The 17429-nt window shown below is 67.2% G+C and carries 18 protein-coding genes; 10 read left to right on the top strand and 8 right to left on the bottom strand.

What is annotated here, in order from left to right:
• The first annotated feature begins 73 nt into the window (after positions 1-73).
• From M9H71_RS20825 to M9H71_RS20810, 4 genes are read left to right on the top strand one after another with little or no spacing between them, the layout of a single operon-like run.
• On the top strand, positions 74-1429 hold the full coding sequence (locus M9H71_RS20825; RefSeq protein WP_455406822.1) for an acyclic terpene utilization AtuA family protein: 1356 nt from the start codon (positions 74-76) through the stop codon (positions 1427-1429).
• On the top strand, positions 1422-1766 hold the full coding sequence (locus M9H71_RS20820) for an AtuA-related protein (RefSeq protein WP_455406821.1): 345 nt from the start codon (positions 1422-1424) through the stop codon (positions 1764-1766). Before M9H71_RS20825 ends, M9H71_RS20820 begins: the two co-directional genes overlap by 8 nt.
• 40 nt (positions 1767-1806) lie before the next feature.
• The gene (locus M9H71_RS20815) at positions 1807-2766 is read left to right on the top strand and encodes a TAXI family TRAP transporter solute-binding subunit (RefSeq protein ID WP_455406820.1); all 960 of its coding nucleotides are present in this window, start codon (positions 1807-1809) and stop codon (positions 2764-2766) included.
• Entirely contained in the window at positions 2763-4691 is a 1929-nt protein-coding gene (locus M9H71_RS20810) for a TRAP transporter permease (RefSeq protein ID WP_455406819.1), read from the top strand. Before M9H71_RS20815 ends, M9H71_RS20810 begins: the two co-directional genes overlap by 4 nt.
• Before the next feature lie 67 nt (positions 4692-4758).
• Here M9H71_RS20810 and M9H71_RS20805 read toward each other — a convergent pair whose 3' ends face one another.
• Positions 4759-5496: a sulfite exporter TauE/SafE family protein gene (locus M9H71_RS20805; protein WP_455406818.1), complete on the bottom strand. Its 738-nt coding sequence runs from the start codon at positions 5494-5496 to the stop codon at positions 4759-4761.
• Positions 5497-5551: 55 nt separating this feature from the next.
• Positions 5552-6064, bottom strand: coding sequence for a YcgN family cysteine cluster protein (locus tag M9H71_RS20800; RefSeq protein WP_455406817.1), 513 nt, complete (start codon positions 6062-6064; stop codon positions 5552-5554).
• 267 nt (positions 6065-6331) lie between these two features.
• Here M9H71_RS20800 and M9H71_RS20795 point away from each other — a divergent pair, with 267 nt between their 5' ends.
• The 3 genes from M9H71_RS20795 to M9H71_RS20785 are packed head-to-tail and all read left to right on the top strand — an operon-like array spanning position 6332 to position 9793.
• Complete coding sequence (locus tag M9H71_RS20795) at positions 6332-8605, top strand: transglycosylase domain-containing protein (RefSeq protein WP_455406816.1); 2274 nt, start codon at positions 6332-6334, stop codon at positions 8603-8605.
• Between the two features lie 43 nt (positions 8606-8648).
• Positions 8649-9227 (top strand): DUF1214 domain-containing protein, encoded by a 579-nt coding sequence (locus M9H71_RS20790; protein WP_455406815.1) that lies wholly within the window; start codon positions 8649-8651, stop codon positions 9225-9227.
• Entirely contained in the window at positions 9224-9793 is a 570-nt protein-coding gene (locus M9H71_RS20785) for a DUF1254 domain-containing protein (protein WP_455406814.1), read from the top strand. The genes M9H71_RS20790 and M9H71_RS20785 overlap by 4 nt, the downstream gene beginning before the upstream one ends.
• Positions 9794-9812: 19 nt before the next feature.
• Here M9H71_RS20785 and M9H71_RS20780 read toward each other — a convergent pair whose 3' ends face one another.
• From M9H71_RS20780 to M9H71_RS20770, 3 genes are all read right to left on the bottom strand, one after another.
• Positions 9813-9956 carry a hypothetical protein gene (locus M9H71_RS20780; protein WP_455406813.1) on the bottom strand — a complete coding sequence of 48 codons (144 nt, stop codon included), beginning with the start codon at positions 9954-9956 and terminating at the stop codon, positions 9813-9815.
• A 97-nt stretch (positions 9957-10053) separates the two neighbouring features.
• Positions 10054-10833: a hypothetical protein gene (locus M9H71_RS20775; RefSeq protein WP_455406812.1), complete on the bottom strand. Its 780-nt coding sequence runs from the start codon at positions 10831-10833 to the stop codon at positions 10054-10056.
• 17 nt (positions 10834-10850) lie between these two features.
• Positions 10851-11051, bottom strand: coding sequence for a hypothetical protein (locus M9H71_RS20770; RefSeq protein WP_455406811.1), 201 nt, complete (start codon positions 11049-11051; stop codon positions 10851-10853).
• Positions 11052-11225: 174 nt separating this feature from the next.
• Here M9H71_RS20770 and M9H71_RS20765 point away from each other — a divergent pair, with 174 nt between their 5' ends.
• The 3 genes from M9H71_RS20765 to M9H71_RS20755 all read left to right on the top strand — a co-directional run bounded on the left by M9H71_RS20765 (position 11226) and on the right by M9H71_RS20755 (position 14045).
• Positions 11226-11765, top strand: coding sequence for a hypothetical protein (locus tag M9H71_RS20765; protein ID WP_455406810.1), 540 nt, complete (start codon positions 11226-11228; stop codon positions 11763-11765).
• A gap of 78 nt (positions 11766-11843) precedes the next feature.
• Positions 11844-12920 (top strand): polysaccharide deacetylase family protein, encoded by a 1077-nt coding sequence (locus tag M9H71_RS20760; RefSeq protein ID WP_455406809.1) that lies wholly within the window; start codon positions 11844-11846, stop codon positions 12918-12920.
• A gap of 150 nt (positions 12921-13070) precedes the next feature.
• A complete protein-coding gene (locus M9H71_RS20755; protein ID WP_455406808.1) occupies positions 13071-14045 on the top strand; it encodes a DUF2336 domain-containing protein in 975 nt (324 codons plus the stop codon).
• Here the strand turns inward: M9H71_RS20755 and M9H71_RS20750 are convergent, their stop codons facing one another.
• The 3 genes from M9H71_RS20750 to M9H71_RS20740 all read right to left on the bottom strand — a co-directional run bounded on the left by M9H71_RS20750 (position 14046) and on the right by M9H71_RS20740 (position 17202).
• The gene (locus tag M9H71_RS20750; protein WP_455406807.1) at positions 14046-14387 is read right to left on the bottom strand and encodes a DUF1491 family protein; all 342 of its coding nucleotides are present in this window, start codon (positions 14385-14387) and stop codon (positions 14046-14048) included.
• Positions 14388-14600: 213 nt separating this feature from the next.
• The gene (locus M9H71_RS20745; protein WP_455406806.1) at positions 14601-15386 is read right to left on the bottom strand and encodes a peptidoglycan-binding domain-containing protein; all 786 of its coding nucleotides are present in this window, start codon (positions 15384-15386) and stop codon (positions 14601-14603) included.
• Positions 15379-17202 carry a PAS domain-containing sensor histidine kinase gene (locus M9H71_RS20740; protein ID WP_455406805.1) on the bottom strand — a complete coding sequence of 608 codons (1824 nt, stop codon included), beginning with the start codon at positions 17200-17202 and terminating at the stop codon, positions 15379-15381. Before M9H71_RS20740 ends, M9H71_RS20745 begins: the two co-directional genes overlap by 8 nt.
• Positions 17203-17429: the final 227 nt, after the last annotated feature.

Genomic DNA, 17429 nt, shown 5'->3' with positions numbered 1-17429 from the left:
GGACTTTCTTCATCGTTGACACCTATTTTCCCGCACGTCATCGTTGTCGCCGAAAAGAACACGAGGAAACGCGATGGGCATGCTGATCGGCGGCGGCGCGGGATTTTCGGGCGACCGCATTGATGCGCCGGTGGCGGTGGTGCGCGACCTGCGCGCGGCGGGAACGCGCGCCGCGATCATTTTCGAGACACTCGGCGAACGCACGCTGGCGCTGGCGCAATTGCGGCGGCGCGAGAACGCCTTGCTCGGCTACGAACCGAAGCTGAAGCCTCTGCTGGAGCCGGTGCTGAAGGACTGCCTCGACGCCGGCATCACCATCGTCGGCAATTTCGGCGCCGCCAATCCGCCGGCGGCCGCGCGGTTGATCGCCGATCTCGCCGCCGCGCATGGCACCAAGGCCCGGATCGGCGTGGTCACCGGCGACGACATGCTTGGCCGCGACGGCCTTGCGATCCTGCGCGCCGCGAGCCCCGACCTGCCGCGCGACGATCTTCTGGTTTCCGCCAACGTCTATCTCGGCGCGGCACCGATCGTGCAGGCGCTCGGCGAAGGCGCGCAGATCGTCGTGACCGGCCGCGTCGCCGATCCGTCGCTGACGCTCGGCCCGCTGATCCACGCTTACGGCTGGTCGTTCGACGACTGGCTGCGGCTCGGCCGCGGCACCATGGCCGGGCATCTGCTGGAATGCGGCGCGCAGGTTTCGGGCGGTTACTTCGCCGATCCAGGCTTCAAGGACGTGCCGATGCCGGACGACATCGGCTTTCCGATCGCGCAGATCGAAGCCGACGGCGGCTTCGTGATCGGCAAGGCGAAAGGCGGCGGTCTGGTCGATCGCCGCACCGTCACCGAGCAGTTGCTATACGAGGTCCACGACCCGGCCGCGTATCTGACACCGGACGTGGTCGCCGACATCAGCGACGCCAGCATCATCGAGCTTGGCGGGGACCGCGTCCGCGTCGACGGCGTCCGCGGCCATCGCCGTCCCGACACGCTGAAGGTTACGGTCTGCTACGACGGCGGCTATCTCGGTGAAGGCGAGATTTCGTATTACGGCCCGAACGCGCTGGCGCGGGCCCGGCTCGCCGCCGACGTGGTGCGCCGCCGCTCGCCCGACAGCTTGAAGATCCGCTGCGACGCGATCGGCGTGCTCAGCGTGCTCGCCGACGACGGCGGCGCCGCATGGTCGATGATGGGTGATGCCGATCCACGCGCCGCGCGCGACGTGCGGCTGCGCGTCGCCTTCGCAGGCCCTGACAAGGCGTCGGTCGAGCGTGGGTTGGCCGAAGTCGAATCGCTGTACTGCACCGGCCCGGCCGGCGGCGGCGGCATTCGCCTGGCGATGCGGCCGCGGATCGCCGCGACCTCCTGCTACGTGCCGCGCGACGCGGTCGCGCCCAAGGTCGAGATCATGGAGGCGGGCCATGCGTGAGCTGCCGCTGCACGCCCTCGCCCACGCCCGCGCCGGCGACAAGGGTGACCGCCTCAACATCTCGCTGATCGCCTACGCGCCGGAGCTGTACGAGCTGCTCGCGCGCGAGGTCACCGCCGCAGCGGTGGAAGCGATGTTCGCCCATCGCAGGCCGACCGCGATTGCGCGCCACCTGCTGCCGAAGCTATCCGCGATGAATTTTGTGCTGGACGGCGTGCTCGACGGCGGCGTCACCCAGGCGCTGAACCTGGACTCCCACGGCAAAACACTCAGCTTCCGCCTGCTCGAGCTGACGATCGCCGTCCCCGACGATCTCGTTCAATTCGCCAAGACGTAGACGACCAAAATCAAAACAAACGAACAGCCAGGAGGAACCCATGCTCAAACGTCTCGCCGTCGCCGCCGCGGTGCTATGCGCCGGCACCACGTTGGCGTCCGCACAGCAGAAGCTGCTGATCGGATCGACCAGTTCGTCGTCGTCGCAATACGGCTACTTCGTCGCGGTTTCGCAGTTGATCAATTCGAAGGTCAAAGGCGTCGACAGTGCCGTGGTCGAGACCGGCGCCACCGTGGACAATCTGCGCCGGCTCGACCGCAAGCAGATCGACCTCGGCCTGGTGACGACGAACACCGGCTATCAGGCATTCGCCGGCAAGGAGTCGTTCGCCGGCAAGCCGGTCGATGTCCGCCTGTTGTGGGTCTACACGGCCGCGCCGCAGAACGTGATCGTGCGCGCCGACAGCGGCGTAAGCTCGCTCGCGGGTCTCGCCGGCAAGAAATTCAATCCGGGGCTACGCGGCTCCTCCACGGAGAAGACCACCGAAGCCGTGTTCAAGCTGCTCGGCGTCAATATCGATGCGGTGCGCGGCTCGACCTCCGACATCGTCGACGCCGTCAAGGACAACCGTGCGATCGGCTACGTCAAAAGCGGAGCCGGCAACAAGCTCGACGGCTCGACCCTCGACATCGCCACTTTCACGCCGATCAAGGTGCTGTCGCTGACCGACGATCAGGCCAAGAAGATCGAGACCGAGATGCCCGACCTCGGCGTCGTCGAAGTCCCGGCGGGCGCGGCCGACGGCGTGCCGGCCTACAAGACCTGGAGCTTCGGCCTCGCCGTGGTCGGCCGCGCCGACTTGCCGGAGGACGAGGTCTACAACATCGTCAAGGCGGTGATGGAAGACAGCAGCGTGCAGTCCAACGCGCTCGCCGAGCTGAAGGGCGCCGACATCGCCAAGATGACGGTGGACTACGGATCGATCCCGCTACATCCGGGCGCAGCGAAGTATCTGCGTGAGAAGGGCCTGTCGATTCCGCAGCGGATCGCGCCGAAATGACCGCCGAAACCGAACTCAACGAGGAAGGCCGGACGGTGCACAAGCCGTCCGGCGCGCGGGCCTTCGGCGTGCGCTGGCTATCGGTCGCGCTGTCGCTGTTTGTGCTCTACACCGCGGCGTTCGGTCAGTTCGACAGTCTGATTCAGCGCCCGGTGTTCACCGCGCTGGTAGTGGCGATCACCGCCCTGCTCTATCCGCTGGGCATCGGCACGCGCTGGCGACCGCTTTGCATCGTGGTCGATGCTGCCATCATCGCTGTCGCAGTTGCTGCCAGCGCCTATGTGGCGTTCAACCACGACCGCATCATGGTCGATCTGCCGAACGCCGAATGGTACGACCGCGTCCTGACCTTCGGCCTGGTATTGGCGGTGCTGGAGACTGCGCGCCGCGCCGTCGGCCTGATCTTCCCAGCGATCGTGGTCGCCGCACTGCTGTACGCGTTGTACGGCCACCATCTTGGCGGCCCGCTGGCGCACCGCGCGTTCGATGCCGACTTCATCACCGAGACGCTGCTGCTCGGCGACCTCGGCATCTGGGGCCTGCTCACAGGCGTTGCCGCCACCACCATCGCCGCCTTCGTGCTGTTCGGCAGCGTGCTGCTGTTCACCGGCGCCGGCCAGACCTTCATGGACCTGGCGGTGCTGCTCGGTGGCCGCTCGCCCGGCGGCGCGGCGAAGATCGCCACCATCGCCTCCGGCCTGTTCGGCACCATCAACGGCAGCGCGGTCGCCAATGCTGCGACCGTCGGCAACTTCACCATTCCGCTGATGCAGCGGCTGAAATATCCCTCGGCCTTCGCCGCGGCGGTCGAGGCTGTCGCCTCCACCGGCGGCCAGATCGCTCCGCCAGTGATGGGCGCCGGCGCGTTCGTGATGGCCGAGATCATCGGCACCAGCTACGCCGGCATCATGCTGGCGGCCGTGCTGCCGGCGGTGCTGTTCTATCTCGGCGTGTTCCTCACCATCCACGTCCGCGCTGTCAGCGGCGCGCTGCCGGTGGTGCCGGAAAACGAAATTCCGCAGTGGCGGCGCGTGCTCACGCCCGCGCGCGTCGCTCCTATCATCACTGCGTTCGGCGGCCTGCTCGCCGGCGTCTTCCTCGGCCGCTCGGTGCAGACGTCGGCGTTCTGGGGCATCGTCGGCCTGATCGCCACCTACGCGATCGTGCAGGTGCGCAGCGTCGCCGATCTCAAGGCGCTCGGAGCCATCACGCTGGACTCGCTCGCCGACGCCGGTCGCGGCCTGGTGCTGATCGGCGTGCTGCTGATCGGCGCGCAGATCCTGGTGGCGATGGTCAACATGACCGGTCTCGGCATTTCGCTGTCGAACCTGATCGCCTCGCTCGCCGGCGAGTCGATGTTCGTGCTGGCGCTGCTGGTGGCGCTGATCTGCCTGGTGCTCGGCATGGGCATCCCGACCACCGCGGCCTATGTGCTGGTCGCGGCGGTGCTGGCGCCGGCGCTGATCAAGGCCGGCTCCGGCACGCTGGTGGCGCACATGTTCGTGTTCTACTTCGCCACCATCTCGGTGATCACCCCGCCGGTCTGCGTCGCGGTGTTCGTCGCCGCCGGCATCGCCAAGACGCCGTGGCTGCCGGTCGGCATCGAGGCCTGCAAGATCGCTGCGGTGACCTACGTCGTGCCGTTCCTGTTCCTGATGTATCCGGGCATGCTCGGCGCCGGGGGGCCCCTGGCGATTGCGGATGCGACGATCTCCGGCATCCTGTTCGTGGTGGCGTTCGCGCTATTGTTCGGCGGCGCGCGGATCACTGGGCTGCGGGCGCTCGACGTCTTCGCCACGGTGGCGATGGCGGGGCTGGCGATCGCGCCATACCGGATCGGCCTCCTCGCCTCGGTGCTGGTCGGGATTGGCCTGTGGTGGGCGTGGCGCAAGCGCAGCAGCGGCGATCAGCCGGCACTGGCGTAAGTCCCTGCTTCGGATGCAGGATCTTCATATCGGTCGGGGTGCGGTTGCGCCCCGACCCGGACCAGCCTCAGCGCAGGAACAACCCGATCGTCAGCGCAATGCCGAGGGCGACGACGCCGACACGCAGCCATGTCTCGTTGACCCGGCGCAGCACCCAGACGCCGAGCAAGTAACCGACCGTCGACGACACCGCCAGCACCAGCGCCTCCAGCCATTTCACCTCGGGCGAGAACGCGAACATCGCCACCGCCGATGCGTTCATCGCCGCCGCCAGCGCGTTCTTGGTGGCGCCGGCATTGCGCGCGGTCATGCCGGCGATCGACAGCGCCGCCATCATCAGAAAGCCGATGCCGCCGCCGAAGTAACCGCCATAGACCGAGATTAGAAACTGAATGCCGATCAGCACCGGCGCGCCGACCTGCCCGGCTTGCGCGGTCGGCTTGCGGCCGAAGCTGCCCCAGGCGAACATCGCGGTGGCGAACAGCACCAGCCACGGGATCATCTTGGCGAACACCGTCGGTGGCGTGATCAGCAGCAGCAGCGCGCCGGCCGCACCGCCAGCGAGGCTTGTGAACACCAGCGCGCGGAAGCTGACCTCGCCGACCCCGCGCACCATGCCGCGGCCGGCATAGCCCGAGGCGAGCTGCCCGGGAAACAGCGCGACCGTGGAGGTGATATTCGCCGACAGCGGCGTCAGCCCCGCAAACAGCAGCGCCGGCAGTGTGACGAACGATCCGCCACCGGCGAGCGTGTTCTGAACGCCGGCCCACAGGCCAGCGACGGCGATGATGATCAGCGCGGTCATGCAAGTCCTTCGTCGGAAGTGGCGGCGGGCGCCGCCGGCGGCGAGAGCAGCGGAGCTACCTCGGCCGTTGTTTCAGCTTGGCGCGTTTCGGCAGCAGGGCCGGCCACGACACGATGTGATCTTCGAGCTCCTCGACCGGGATCTCGGTCTCGGTTCGCTCGACCCGCCCCCGCACCGAGACCCCAGCCTCGTGCACGGTGTTCGGATCGCCGGAGATCAGCGGGTGCCACCAGTACAGGTCGCGCCCCTCGGCAACGAGCTTGTAGGCGCAGCTCGGCGGCAGCCAGGTCAGCTCGCGAACCTCTTTCGGGGTGAGCCGGACGCAGTCCGGCACCCGGTCAGACCGGTTCGGATAATCCCGGCAGGCACAGGCGCCCGCATCGAGCAGCCGGCAGCCGACCTCGGTGAAATAGATCCGCCCGGTGTCCTCGTCCTCGAGCTTTTCCAGGCAGCAGCGCGCGCAGCCGTCGCACAGGCTCTCCCATTCGGTTGGGGAGAGCTGTTCCAACGTCTTGGTCTTCCAGAAGAAACCGTCCTGGGCGGACGGCCTCTTGGGACGCGCGGTCATGCCTGAATGCTGCTTTGCGGTGATGAGGCCGCCGTTCTGGGCGAGTTTGCCCGGCGGCGCAAGCGCTTAGCAGGCATGGCCGCATGCGGAACCGCTGCCCCGTTCCCCGAGGCACCGAAAAATCCCTGCACGACCATTGGTTTATCGGGCATGCTCGGCTACAAAGAATCAGATTCCCGAAGCCTGTCGCCTCGCCTTGCGATCGCCGCAACATTGCGCAAGACGAACAGCGCCTGCGCGGCGTGCTGATGTGATTGGTCGAACCCGGTGCCGAAGATTCTGCCAGACAATTGGAAGCAGCGGGTCCGGAACTGGTTTCTGGATCTCGACGCTCGCCTCGACTCGACGCTGTTCTCCTCGGCGGTCGGTATCCGAGAGCTGTGGGAGCGGTTCTCGACCTATATGGACCGCTTCTATGTCGGCGGCTGGAAGCGTTGGGTGTTCATCGAGCCGCTGTCGGAAGCCGCCTCGATCGGACTGCTCGGCCTGATCGCGCTGCTGGCGCTGGCGCAGCCGGCGTTTCGCGAGACCGCCGACGAGGATTGGCTGAAGAAGTCCGACCTCGCCGTCACGTTTCTGGACCGCTACGGCAATCCGATCGGCAGCCGCGGCATCAAGCACAATGACGCGATCCCGCTCGAAGACTTTCCGGACAATCTGATCAAGGCCACCCTCGCCACCGAGGACCGGCGCTTCTACGACCATTTCGGCATCGACGTCGCCGGCACGCTGCGCGCGCTGGTCACCAACGCCCAGGCCGGCGGCGTGCGCCAGGGCGGTTCGTCGATCACCCAGCAGCTCGCCAAGAACCTGTTCCTGTCGAACGAGCGCACGCTCGAACGCAAGATCAACGAAGCGTTCCTGGCGATCTGGCTGGAAACCCGGCTGACGAAGAACGAGATCCTGAAACTGTATCTCGACCGCGCCTATATGGGCGGCGGCACGTTCGGCGCCGACGGCGCGGCGCATTTCTACTTCAACAAGTCGGTGCGCGACATCAACCTCGCCGAGGCCGCAATGCTCGCCGGCCTGTTCAAGGCGCCGACCAAATACGCCCCGCACATCAACCTGCCGGCGGCGCGTGCCCGCGCCAACCAGGTGCTCGACAATCTGGTCGACGCCGGCTTCATGACCGAAGGCCAAGTGTTCGGCGCCCGGCGCAATCCGGCCTCGGTGGTCGACCGCCGCGACGAGAATTCGCCGAACTACTATCTCGACTGGGCGTTCGACGAGGTCCGCAAGATCGTCGACACCTTCCCGAAGTCGTATACCGAGCGCGTGTTCGTGGTTCGCACCGCGATCGACATGAACGTGCAGCGCGCCGCCGAGGGCGCGATCGAGAACCAGCTCCGCCAGTTCGGCCGCGATTATCACGCGACGCAGGCTGCGACGGTGGTGGCCGATCTCGACGGCGGCGTCCGCGCCATGGTCGGCGGCCGCGACTACGGCGCCAGCCAGTTCAACCGCGCGGTCGACGCCTATCGCCAGCCCGGCTCGTCGTTCAAGCCATACGTCTACACCACGGCGCTCTTGAACGGCTTCAAGCCGAATTCGATCGTGGTCGACGGCCCGGTCTGTCTCGGCAATTGGTGCCCGCAGAACTACGGCCACTCTTATTCCGGCTCGGTGACGCTGACCCAGGCGATCACCCGCTCGATCAACGTGGTACCGGTGAAGCTGTCGATCGCGATCGGCGGCAATCCGAAGAACCAATGGGACTCGGCCAAGAAGGGCCGTGCCAAGATCGTCGAGGTGGCGCGCCGCTTCGGCCTCACCGCGCCGCTGCCGGACACGCCGTCGCTGCCGATCGGCGCCGACGAAGTCACCGTCGTCGAGCACGCGGTGGCCTACGTCACCTTCCCGAACAAGGGCATGGCGGTGACCCCGCACGCGGTGCTGGAAATCCGCACCGGCGCCGGCGATCTGGTGTGGCGCTGGGACCGCGACGGCCCGCAGCCGAAGCGCGCGATCCCGGCAAACATCGCCGCCGACATGGCCGGAATGATGAGCCACGTCGTCACCGAGGGCACCGCGCGCCGCGCCCGGCTGGACGGCATTCCGGCCGCCGGCAAGACCGGCACCACCAACAATTATCGCGACGCTTGGTTCGTCGGCTACACCGGCAATTTCTCCTGCGCGGTGTGGTACGGCAACGACGACTACTCGCCGACCAACCGGATGACCGGCGGCTCGCTGCCGGCCCAGACCTGGCACGACATCATGACGGCCGCGCATCAGGGCGTGGAGGTCAAGGAACTCGCCGGCGTCGGCATGGGCGAGAAGCTGCCGGCCGCGCCCGGCGCGCGCCCCGCCGGCGCCGAGACCGCAGACGTCAAGCAGGCGCCGCCGGTACTGACACGGCGTGGCGCCGAGATCCTGGTGCGGGTCGAGAAGATGCTCGACGAGACCTTCCACTCGCTCGATGCGACGCCGGCAGCGGCGCCGACCCAGACCGGCCGCAAGGTGTCGTCCGGTGCGGCGGGATTCCCCGACAGCTTGGCGGCGGCATCGGGCGACGCGCCGGCCGCGCGCAAGAATTGAGCGCGACGATGATTGCCTTGACGACATCGAGGATGGCTGCGACGTGCGCCTGATAGTCCTCACTCTCCTGACGCTGCTGATCGCCGCCGGCGTCGGCCTCGGCGCCACCTGGACCACCGCCACCATCGGCACCGATCTCGGCTCGCTGACGATCGGCGCCTGGACCGCGCGGCCGCGCGTCGGCACCGCCGAAGTCGACCCCTACACCCGCGCGGCGATCGTGCGCAGCGGTGCATTGCCGGTCGGTGCCGGCGACGGCATCTCGTTTCTCGCCACCGCCGACGACGCCAAGCGCCCGCTCGATGGCCGCTGCGACGTCGAAGTCAGCGGCGTAACGCCGGCGGCGCGGTTCTGGACGCTGACGCTGTACGATCCGCGCGGTAATCTGGTCGCCAACACGCTGGAGCGCTACGGCTTCACCAGCCAGGAAATCATCCGCGACGCCGACGGCAAGTTCAGGATCCGGATCGCGGCACGGGCCCGCGGCGGCAACTGGCTGCCGACCGGCGGCGTCGACCGCTATTGGCTGATGCTGCGGCTGTACGACACGCCGGTCGGCATCGCCACCCGGACTCAACGCGATGCGCCGATGCCGGCGGTCGCTACCATCGGCTGCCCATGATCCGCTTCGCCATCGCCATCATCGCCGGTCTGGTGCTCGGCGGCATCGTGCACCTCGTCACCATCCTGGTGCTGCCGCGGATCGCCGGCCAGGATGCCTACGCCCGGCTGACACCGCTGACGCAGGTCAACGCGGTAACGCAAATGCCGGAGGTCACGCCGAACGGCGCGCCGCTGCCGCTGCTCGATCCGGCGTTCGCGATGGCGGTGTGCCGCTACGATCTGTCGAACGGCCCGATCAAGCTGGCGGTGCCGGTGAGCCAAGCCTACACCGCGGTGTCGTTCTACACCCGCAACGAAGTCGCCTACTACGCGATCAACGACCGCTCCGCCGGCCGCAAGGTGATCGAGCTCGACCTGATGACCGCCGAGCAGCACGCCGAAATGCCCGAGGAAGAGGACGTCACCGCGGCCGACCGGCTGATCATCGACTCCCCCACTCCCACCGGCCTGATCGTGATGAAGGCGCTGGCCTCCGAACCCGGTCTGATGCCGCAGGCACGCGCCGCGCTGAAAGCCGCGTCATGCAAAGTGCAGCCGGAGCCGCGGGCCAAGTCGCAATCCTGATCGCAGCACCGGCAACCCGTCAGGCTGATCCTTCAGTGCCCTTGGCGCGCGGAAACGTTCCCAATTCCTCGATGTTGTAGCCTTCCGGATAGGTCCGGCCACCGATCTCCTGCCACTTCGGCGCCCGGCGCTTCGGCAGCAGCTTCAGGATCGCACGGCGCAAGCCGAGTCCGCCCAAGCGACGCACAGAGTGGTTCGCTGAGCTGCGCAAGGTCTTGCGTAGAGAGGCTGAGGGGCTGCGATCGGAAGGCGGCGCCGCTCTATCCCTTGCGCACTACCGCGGCGCCTTGCGCCGGCGGCCTGGCGGTCAGACCGATAGTGTTGGCCTGTGCTTCGAGTTCGGCGATCAGGCGGTCGGCATCGGCGGCGATGCCGTCCGGCGCCATGATCACCAACCGCTCCAGCGCCCAGCGATACGATGAGGCGCGCCGGCGCAGGCATTGCTGCACCCATTGCACGATCAGCGCGTTCTCTTCCATCCGCGCCACCGCGTCCTCGCGCTCATGCGGCGACAGATCGGAGATGTACTTCAGACTGGCGTTGCGCTTCTGATCGAGCTCGAGCACCCGCGCCGCGGTGAACTGAAACGGCTCGAACATCGTCAGATCGTTGCGCACGTCCTGGATCAGCTCGTTGTAGCGCGAGGAGTGCGAGCGATGCGGCTCGTCGATCAGCAGTTTGCCGTAGGCGGTGCGGTCGAACGGAGGCTGCTGCCGCCACGGCGCGGCAATCGGCTGGTAGTCGCCGAACACGCTCTTCCACGCGGGGCGCGCGTGCGGCGGCTCGATCAGCGGATACGCCATGTCGCGCATCGTGCGCTCTTGGTCGGTGAGCTGAAACGCCGACGCCTTCAGGCCGATGCTGCCGGTCGCCTCGGCGCCGATCCACCGGTGCATATCGTCGGTGACGAAGTCGCGCCGGGTGCGGCCGAAATCACCCCCGGCACAGCCGCCGAGCGCGAGCGTAACCAGCATGGGAATGAGGAGAACCGCCCGGGCGGCCCCGCCCCGGATCAGGACCGGACGGCCGACCGCGGACATCGAAGACCTGGCCCGGTTCAGGAGCGGGCGCGGCGGCGGCGGCGCCGGCCGGGCGCATCGCCCTGCTTCGGCCCGCCATCGCTGCCAGCTTCGGCGTGCCGCTCGATCCGGATCACCGGAAGGATCGTCACGGTGGCGGAGCGATCGGACGACACGACCATGGGCGAGCCCGGCCGCCGCGATGCCGCATCTGCCGGAAATTCAATGATGGTGCCCATTGCGGTCTCTCCGCATCCTTTCCCGAGCCGATCAGCGTGCGCCGCATTAAGGAGCCGTTATGGTTAATGCACTGTTAATGGCGGAGCGCCGCGCGGTTGCAACCGCGGCGGGTGCAGTGCTAGCGTCGAGCTCGGGGATGGGAACCTGACGTCGACATGAGGCTTGTGACCTCCATGATCGAGATTCCGCCCGCCGATCTCCGTGCCCGCCCCCTCCCTGCTTTGGGCGCCCAGCCGATCGCGATCGCGGCCGCAGCGCTGCTGCTGATCGTCGCCGGCATCGGCACGATCTTCCTCTGGCGCATCGCCAGCGGCACCAGCCCCGAGCAGGAGCGCCTCGCCAACGGCCGCCAAGTGCAGGCCCGCGTCGCGCAGACCTCCGAACAACTCGTGGAGCGCACCAAGGGGCTGGAGCTGACCCAGCAGCAATCGATCGACCAGTTGCAGGCGCTGCAGGATCAGCTTCAGCAGATCCAGACGCTGGTCGCGGCGCAGCGGAGCGAGATCCGCAAACTGTCCGAGCAGGTCGGGCAGATCGGAACCGATCTCGACAGTCTGCGCCAATCCTTCGCCCAGGCGCAGCCGGCCGACACCGCAGAGCGGCCGGCCGTGCGCAGTAAGCCGGCCGCGCGCGCCCATCGCGCCACCCGCAGCAGGGCGGCCAAACCGCGCGCAGCCAAATCGCAACGTAAATCCGTGAAACCGCGCCGATAGCTCGAATTGCACACCGCCGCTTAACCAATTTGCGACCAAGTTCGCAGGTCAAGCAGCGAGTATGTGTAGGAGTTGACGATGCGTAAATTTGCGGTGTTGGCGGCCGGCTGTAGCGCGCTTGCCGTTCTGGTCGGACTCGGCGCCGGCCGCGCTTGGTTCAGCCTCCCCTCCGGCAAGATCGACGCTGCTCGCGCCTCGGCAACCTCTGAAGAAGTCATCACCGGCACGATCGCGTCGCGTTGGCCAGTCCCCGGCGGGGCACCGCCGAGCGCTGCCCAGGGGCCTGCACCGACCATCCAGCCAGCCCGCGCGACGACAGATCCGGCGATCACCGCCAAACCCGCTGCGCTCACCTCTCCCGCCCCCGCTCCGTCGCGGCAGGCCTGCTCCAATCCGAACGCGCTCGGGATCTCGCGCACCGTCGAGATCGACACCACCGGCGGCCCAGGACTCGGCATGTCGCAATATCGCGACTACGACTTCCTGCAGCCCGGTGAAGTCGCGCTGACGTTCGACGATGGCCCGTGGCCAGTGAACACCCCGGCAGTGCTGGCCGCGCTCGCGGCGCAATGCGTCAAGGCGGTGTTCTTCCCGATCGGCAAACATGCGAGCTGGCACCCGGCGATCCTCAAGCAAGTGATCGCCGCCGGCCACACCGTCGGTTCGCACACCTGGTCGCACGTCAATCTCGCCAGCAAGCCGTTCGCCGAAGCCAAGAGCGAAATCGAGAAGGGCATCAGCGGCGTGGCGCAGGCGGCCGGGCAGCCGACCGCACCGTTCTTCCGCTTCCCGCAACTGCGGCAGACGCCGGAGCTGAAGGCGTATCTTGGAGAGCGCAACATCGCGGCGTTCTCGATCGACGTCGATTCCGAGGATTTCCGGATTCACAAACCCGACCAGCTCGTCGCGGGCGTGATGGCGAAGCTGAAGAAGGCCGGCAAAGGCATCCTGCTGATGCACGACTTCCAGAAGTCGACCGCGCAGGCGCTACCCGAACTGCTCGCCCAGCTCAAGGCCGGCGGCTACAAGATGGTGTTCATCACGGCCAAGGACAAAGTGACGACGCTGCCGGAATACGACGCCCAGGTCGCCCCGGCCCAGCCCACTGCCAGCGCCGCGAAGCCGATCGCCAAAGTGATCCGCACCGTCGATTAGCAACGTCCCTTTACCGGAAGTGCGATCTCGACCGAACGGGCGCGCCAAGCGCCCGTTCGCGTATCGGCAGCCTTAACAAACCGTTGAGCTTAACGTGCTGTTAAAGCGATCGAACTAATCTACCGGTAACTCGTACCGTTTTGCATCACCATGGCCACATTCACACCCTTTCCCGGATACGACGGGCTGATGTCGTTGTCGCGCCGCGAGGGCGTCGACATTCGCCCGACGCTGCTCAGGGTGCTGACTGATCTTTACGTGCAGAGCCCCTCGCACACCGACGATGAAGAACGGCAATTCGTCGAACTGACGTCGCGGCTGATCGACGAGGTCGACGACGCTACTCGCGCGGTGGTGCGCGAACGGCTGTCGATCTATCCGCACACCCCGCGCGCGATTGCGCTGCGGTTGTCGTTGTCGCCCGCGGCGGATCAGCGTGTGCCGCTGGCCGCACCGATCCCACCGGCGGATATCACCTCCCCGGCCCGGCCGGTGCCGCGCACCCCGACCGAAGCCGAGCAGCGCGCCGCCAGCCTGTCGATGCAGCCGGAAGACGCCGCGCAATTGTCCGAGATGTTCTTCTCGGCGACTGGCCCCGAGCGCACGCAGATCCTGCACAATCTCGCCGAAACGCCGCTGCGCCCGGCCGCACGGATTCATCCGCCGCGGGCGATGCGCGCGGCCGAAGTGCTGCACATGGCGGCCTTCGTGTCCGACGTCGAGAACTTCACCGCCGAACTCGGCGAAGCGCTGCTGCTCACCACCGCGACCGCGGAGCGCGTCGTCGCCGACGAGAGCGGAGAGGCACTCGCCTGCGCGCTGAAAGCGCTCGGCATCAAGGGCCAGGTGTTCGAGCAGGTGCTGATGTTCCTCGACCCGTCGAAGGGGTCGTCGGTCGAGTGGGTGTACCGGCTGTCGCGGCTGTACGATCGCTTGAGCGAACGCGCGGCGCTGATCATGCTGGCGGCATGGCGCGGCGCCACCGTCGCTTCCACCCGCGCCAAATATCGCGCCGCGCTCTACGACGACGAACGGCAGCGCGCGCGCAGCGCGACCCCGCAGGCCCGCCCTGCGGTGCAACCCGGTGCCACCTGGTCGCCGCGGATCGGCACTACTCGCGGTTAGCTACTTCGCCAGATCGAGAAAGTGCCGCCCGGCGCGGTCTTCGGTCTCGACGATCCACACGTCTGGATCGAACCGGATTTCCTTGGCAAGACGCGCATCGACGTCCGCTTCGGGCTGCGGCGTCGGCGATGCCGGCACGAACACCCGCTCGAATGGGCGCTCGTCGTCGTATGCGGTTTGTGGCGCAGGCACGTACAGCATCGCCTGCCGGTCCAAGGTCACGACCTTGACGAACACCGCCCCCGCGTCCTCGGCCCCGCGCCGGCTCACCGCACCGAACACGCCCTCGGATTGGCAGCGGCGCAGATAGGCCGACACCCAAATCGCACTCTTCAGTCTCATAGAGCGGCTTGTAGAGGATTTCCGGGACTTGGCAAATCGGGGTGACGATCATGCCCTGCACAGGGATCGCGCGGGAATTGCCGAGCATCCAGCTCGATCCATCGCGAGAGTTCGTCGCCGGTTCGTGCGACGAAGGCGAGGCAAACTCGCAAGCGGGAGCTAACCGTTCCGCAGGTTCGCTGAGCGAGAACGCGCATCCCTCTGCGCGTCACCCTAATCGATCGAATGTCCAATCATCAGTCCGAGTTCGCGCACGACACGGTCGGAAACCTGGCCGGTGACCGGCAGATTGCGCGAGCGTTCGAACCGAGCGATCGCAGCGTGGGTATCTGAGCCGGCGGTGCCGGTCGGCTTGAGCTGGCCGTAGCCGTATTGGGTCAGCGCGCGCTGCACTGCTGCGATCCGCCGCGACGATGTAATCATCTCGCCGAGCGGATCGCGCCCGGCGCCGGGGATCGCTGCCGGCGGGCGTGGCACGTTGGCGGAAGCGTTGGCGCTGTGCGAGACAGTGGCGCGCACCAGATTGCCGAGCGGATCTTCGGTCTCGGCGGCGCGACCGCGCGCCGAGCGCGGCTCGGCCCGGCGGGTGTCGGCGGCTTTCGCCTCGACCTGCTTGGTTTCAACCGCCTTGGTTTCCGCCGCCCTGGATTCCGAGGGCTTCAGCTCGATCGCGGTGGGCTCCAGCAGTTTCTGGTCGAGTGCCTTGGTGTCGGGGCGTTGTTCAGCGTCGAACGGACGCGGGCGCGGCAGCGTGACGATCGAGACCGACGCCGGCGGCGCCGTCTTGCCGAACATCGGCGACGGATGCTGCCCGGCCTGCATGAAGATCGCGTTGGTGACGACCGCGATCACAGCGGCCGAGGCGAACATCGCCGCGACGAAATCCCTCGGGCTCGACAGCATCAGCCGCATTGCCAGACCACGCTCCTCACTGTCCGCGACCACCGCCGCCGCGGCACCGCGGCGCGACGATCCGCCGTCCTTTCGCTTCTTAGGCACTCTTCTTCACCTGGTAGTCTTGCGCCGGCGAGTCCGCCGACGCCGTCGGATTCAACGTCGTGACGTTGCTGGATGTCGGCAGCGCCAGAGGCAGCGCCACCGTGACGGTGGTGCCGCAATCGATCTGGCTCTGCACCTCGATCTCGCCGCCGTGCATCCGCACCAGACTCTTGACGATCGACAGCCCGAGGCCGGTGCCCTCGTGGCGGCGCTGATAGGTCTTGCCGGCCTGGAAGAACGGATCGCCGAGCCTCTTCAGATCCTCTTCGGCAATGCCGACGCCGGTATCGGTGACACGCAGCACCAGCCGCGCGCTCTCGACCGCAGCCGACACCGTGACCACGCCGCCGCGCTCGGTAAACTTGATCGCGTTCGACACCAGATTGAGCAGGATCTGCTTGAAAGCGCGTGGGTCGCCGACAACGTCCGGCAGATTCTCCGGCGCGCGGGTGACCAGATCGATGCCGCTGTCGCGCGCTTTCAGCGCCAGCAGATTGCAGCAGTTCAGCAGCGCCGGCCGCGGCGCGAACGGCTCCGGCACGATTTCGAAATTGCCGGACTCCATCTTCGACATGTCGAGGATGCCGTTGACCACCGACAGCAGATGCTGGCCGGAATCGTTGATGAGCTGCGCGTATTCCTTGCGCCGCTCGGCGCCGAGCATCAATTCCTCTTCCTGCGCGATCATGTCGGAGAAACCGATGATCGCGTTCAGCGGCGTGCGCAGTTCGTGGCTCATGGTGGCGAGGAAACGGCCCTTCGCGGCGTCGGCGCGTTCGGCCTCGGCGCGTGCCTCGTCGAGCGCCTGTTCCTGCAGCTTACGTTCGGTGATGTCACGCATCACCGCGACGACTTCGGTCTCGCTCGTATTCGCCGTGGACAAAGCCGGCTCCAGCGGCCGGCAACGCATCTCGACCCAGACGAATTCGGCGGCCGACGGCCGTCCGCGCTCGTCGCGCGCCACCTGACGGCGAAGGCGAAATTCGACGCTGCCGGCTTCGCGGCCGCGCGCCGCGTCCGACATCGCTTTCAGATAAGCGGGGCGATCGGCGACGTGAACGCGATCGAACAGCCCGTGTTCGGTGAGTTGCGACGCCGCGACGCCGAGCAGCCCCTCCGCCGCCGGCGAAATGAAGCTCACCGCACCGTTGCGATTGTGGCGCGAAATGACGTCGCTCATGTTGCGGGCGAGCAGCCGATAGCGCTCCTCCTCGACGTCGAGCAAAGCGCGGTTGGTGCGCGCCAGCCACGCCGCGCCGTAAGCAAGACCGGATGCGTACAGCGTCGCCGTAGCGATTCCGAATGCCGCGAGCGTGGCGCTCGAGACTGCACCTTCTTCAGCCACCGGCAATGCACCGAACAGGTCGAGCCCGATCAGCAGCGCGGCGCCGCCGAGCGCCAGCGATACCGCGAAGGTGACGACGCGGCGCGACGCCGACAGCGCCGCTTCGATCGGGATAACCACCAGCCACACCGCCGCGAAGGATTGGATGCCGCCGGTCAGCGCCGAGACGCCAATCACCAGCGCGGTGAGCGCCAGCGACGACAGGAAATGTGCGTCCTCGTAGCGCCCGGTGCGCGACAGGAACCAGGCGACCAGGATCGGAACGATCAGCCAGGCAAGCGCCGCCGCTTCGAGCGCGGTCGGAGCGCCGCGCAATACCAAGTACAATGGAAAGGCTGCGAAGGCGGCCAAGCTACCGAGCATGCGCGGTGCGATGAAGGCACGATGCCGCGCGCTCGCAAGCGCGTCGCGACGCGCCGACGGATGCAGCAACGCATCGAGACATTCACCGATGATTCTGGATACTGCCACGCTGCTCGCGCTCGCTGATCGCCTCATAACGGGAGGCGTTCGGCGCCTCTCGTGTGGTTGGCCGAAACTGTCAGAGCGACCTTAAACGAACACTAAGGCGATCGCAGAGTGTGGCCCGCCTTCGCCTCAACGTGCCTTCGCGCACCGCATTCGGACCGCATGGTGAACGCATGGTTTCAAAGCGCGCAGCGATATGGTTTCGAATTGGTGGACGCCGAACAGTCGGC

This window comes from Rhodopseudomonas parapalustris (assembly GCF_053772255.1).
The sequence above is the reverse complement of the archived record's forward strand: the minus strand, read 5'-3'. Positions and strand labels throughout refer to the sequence as shown.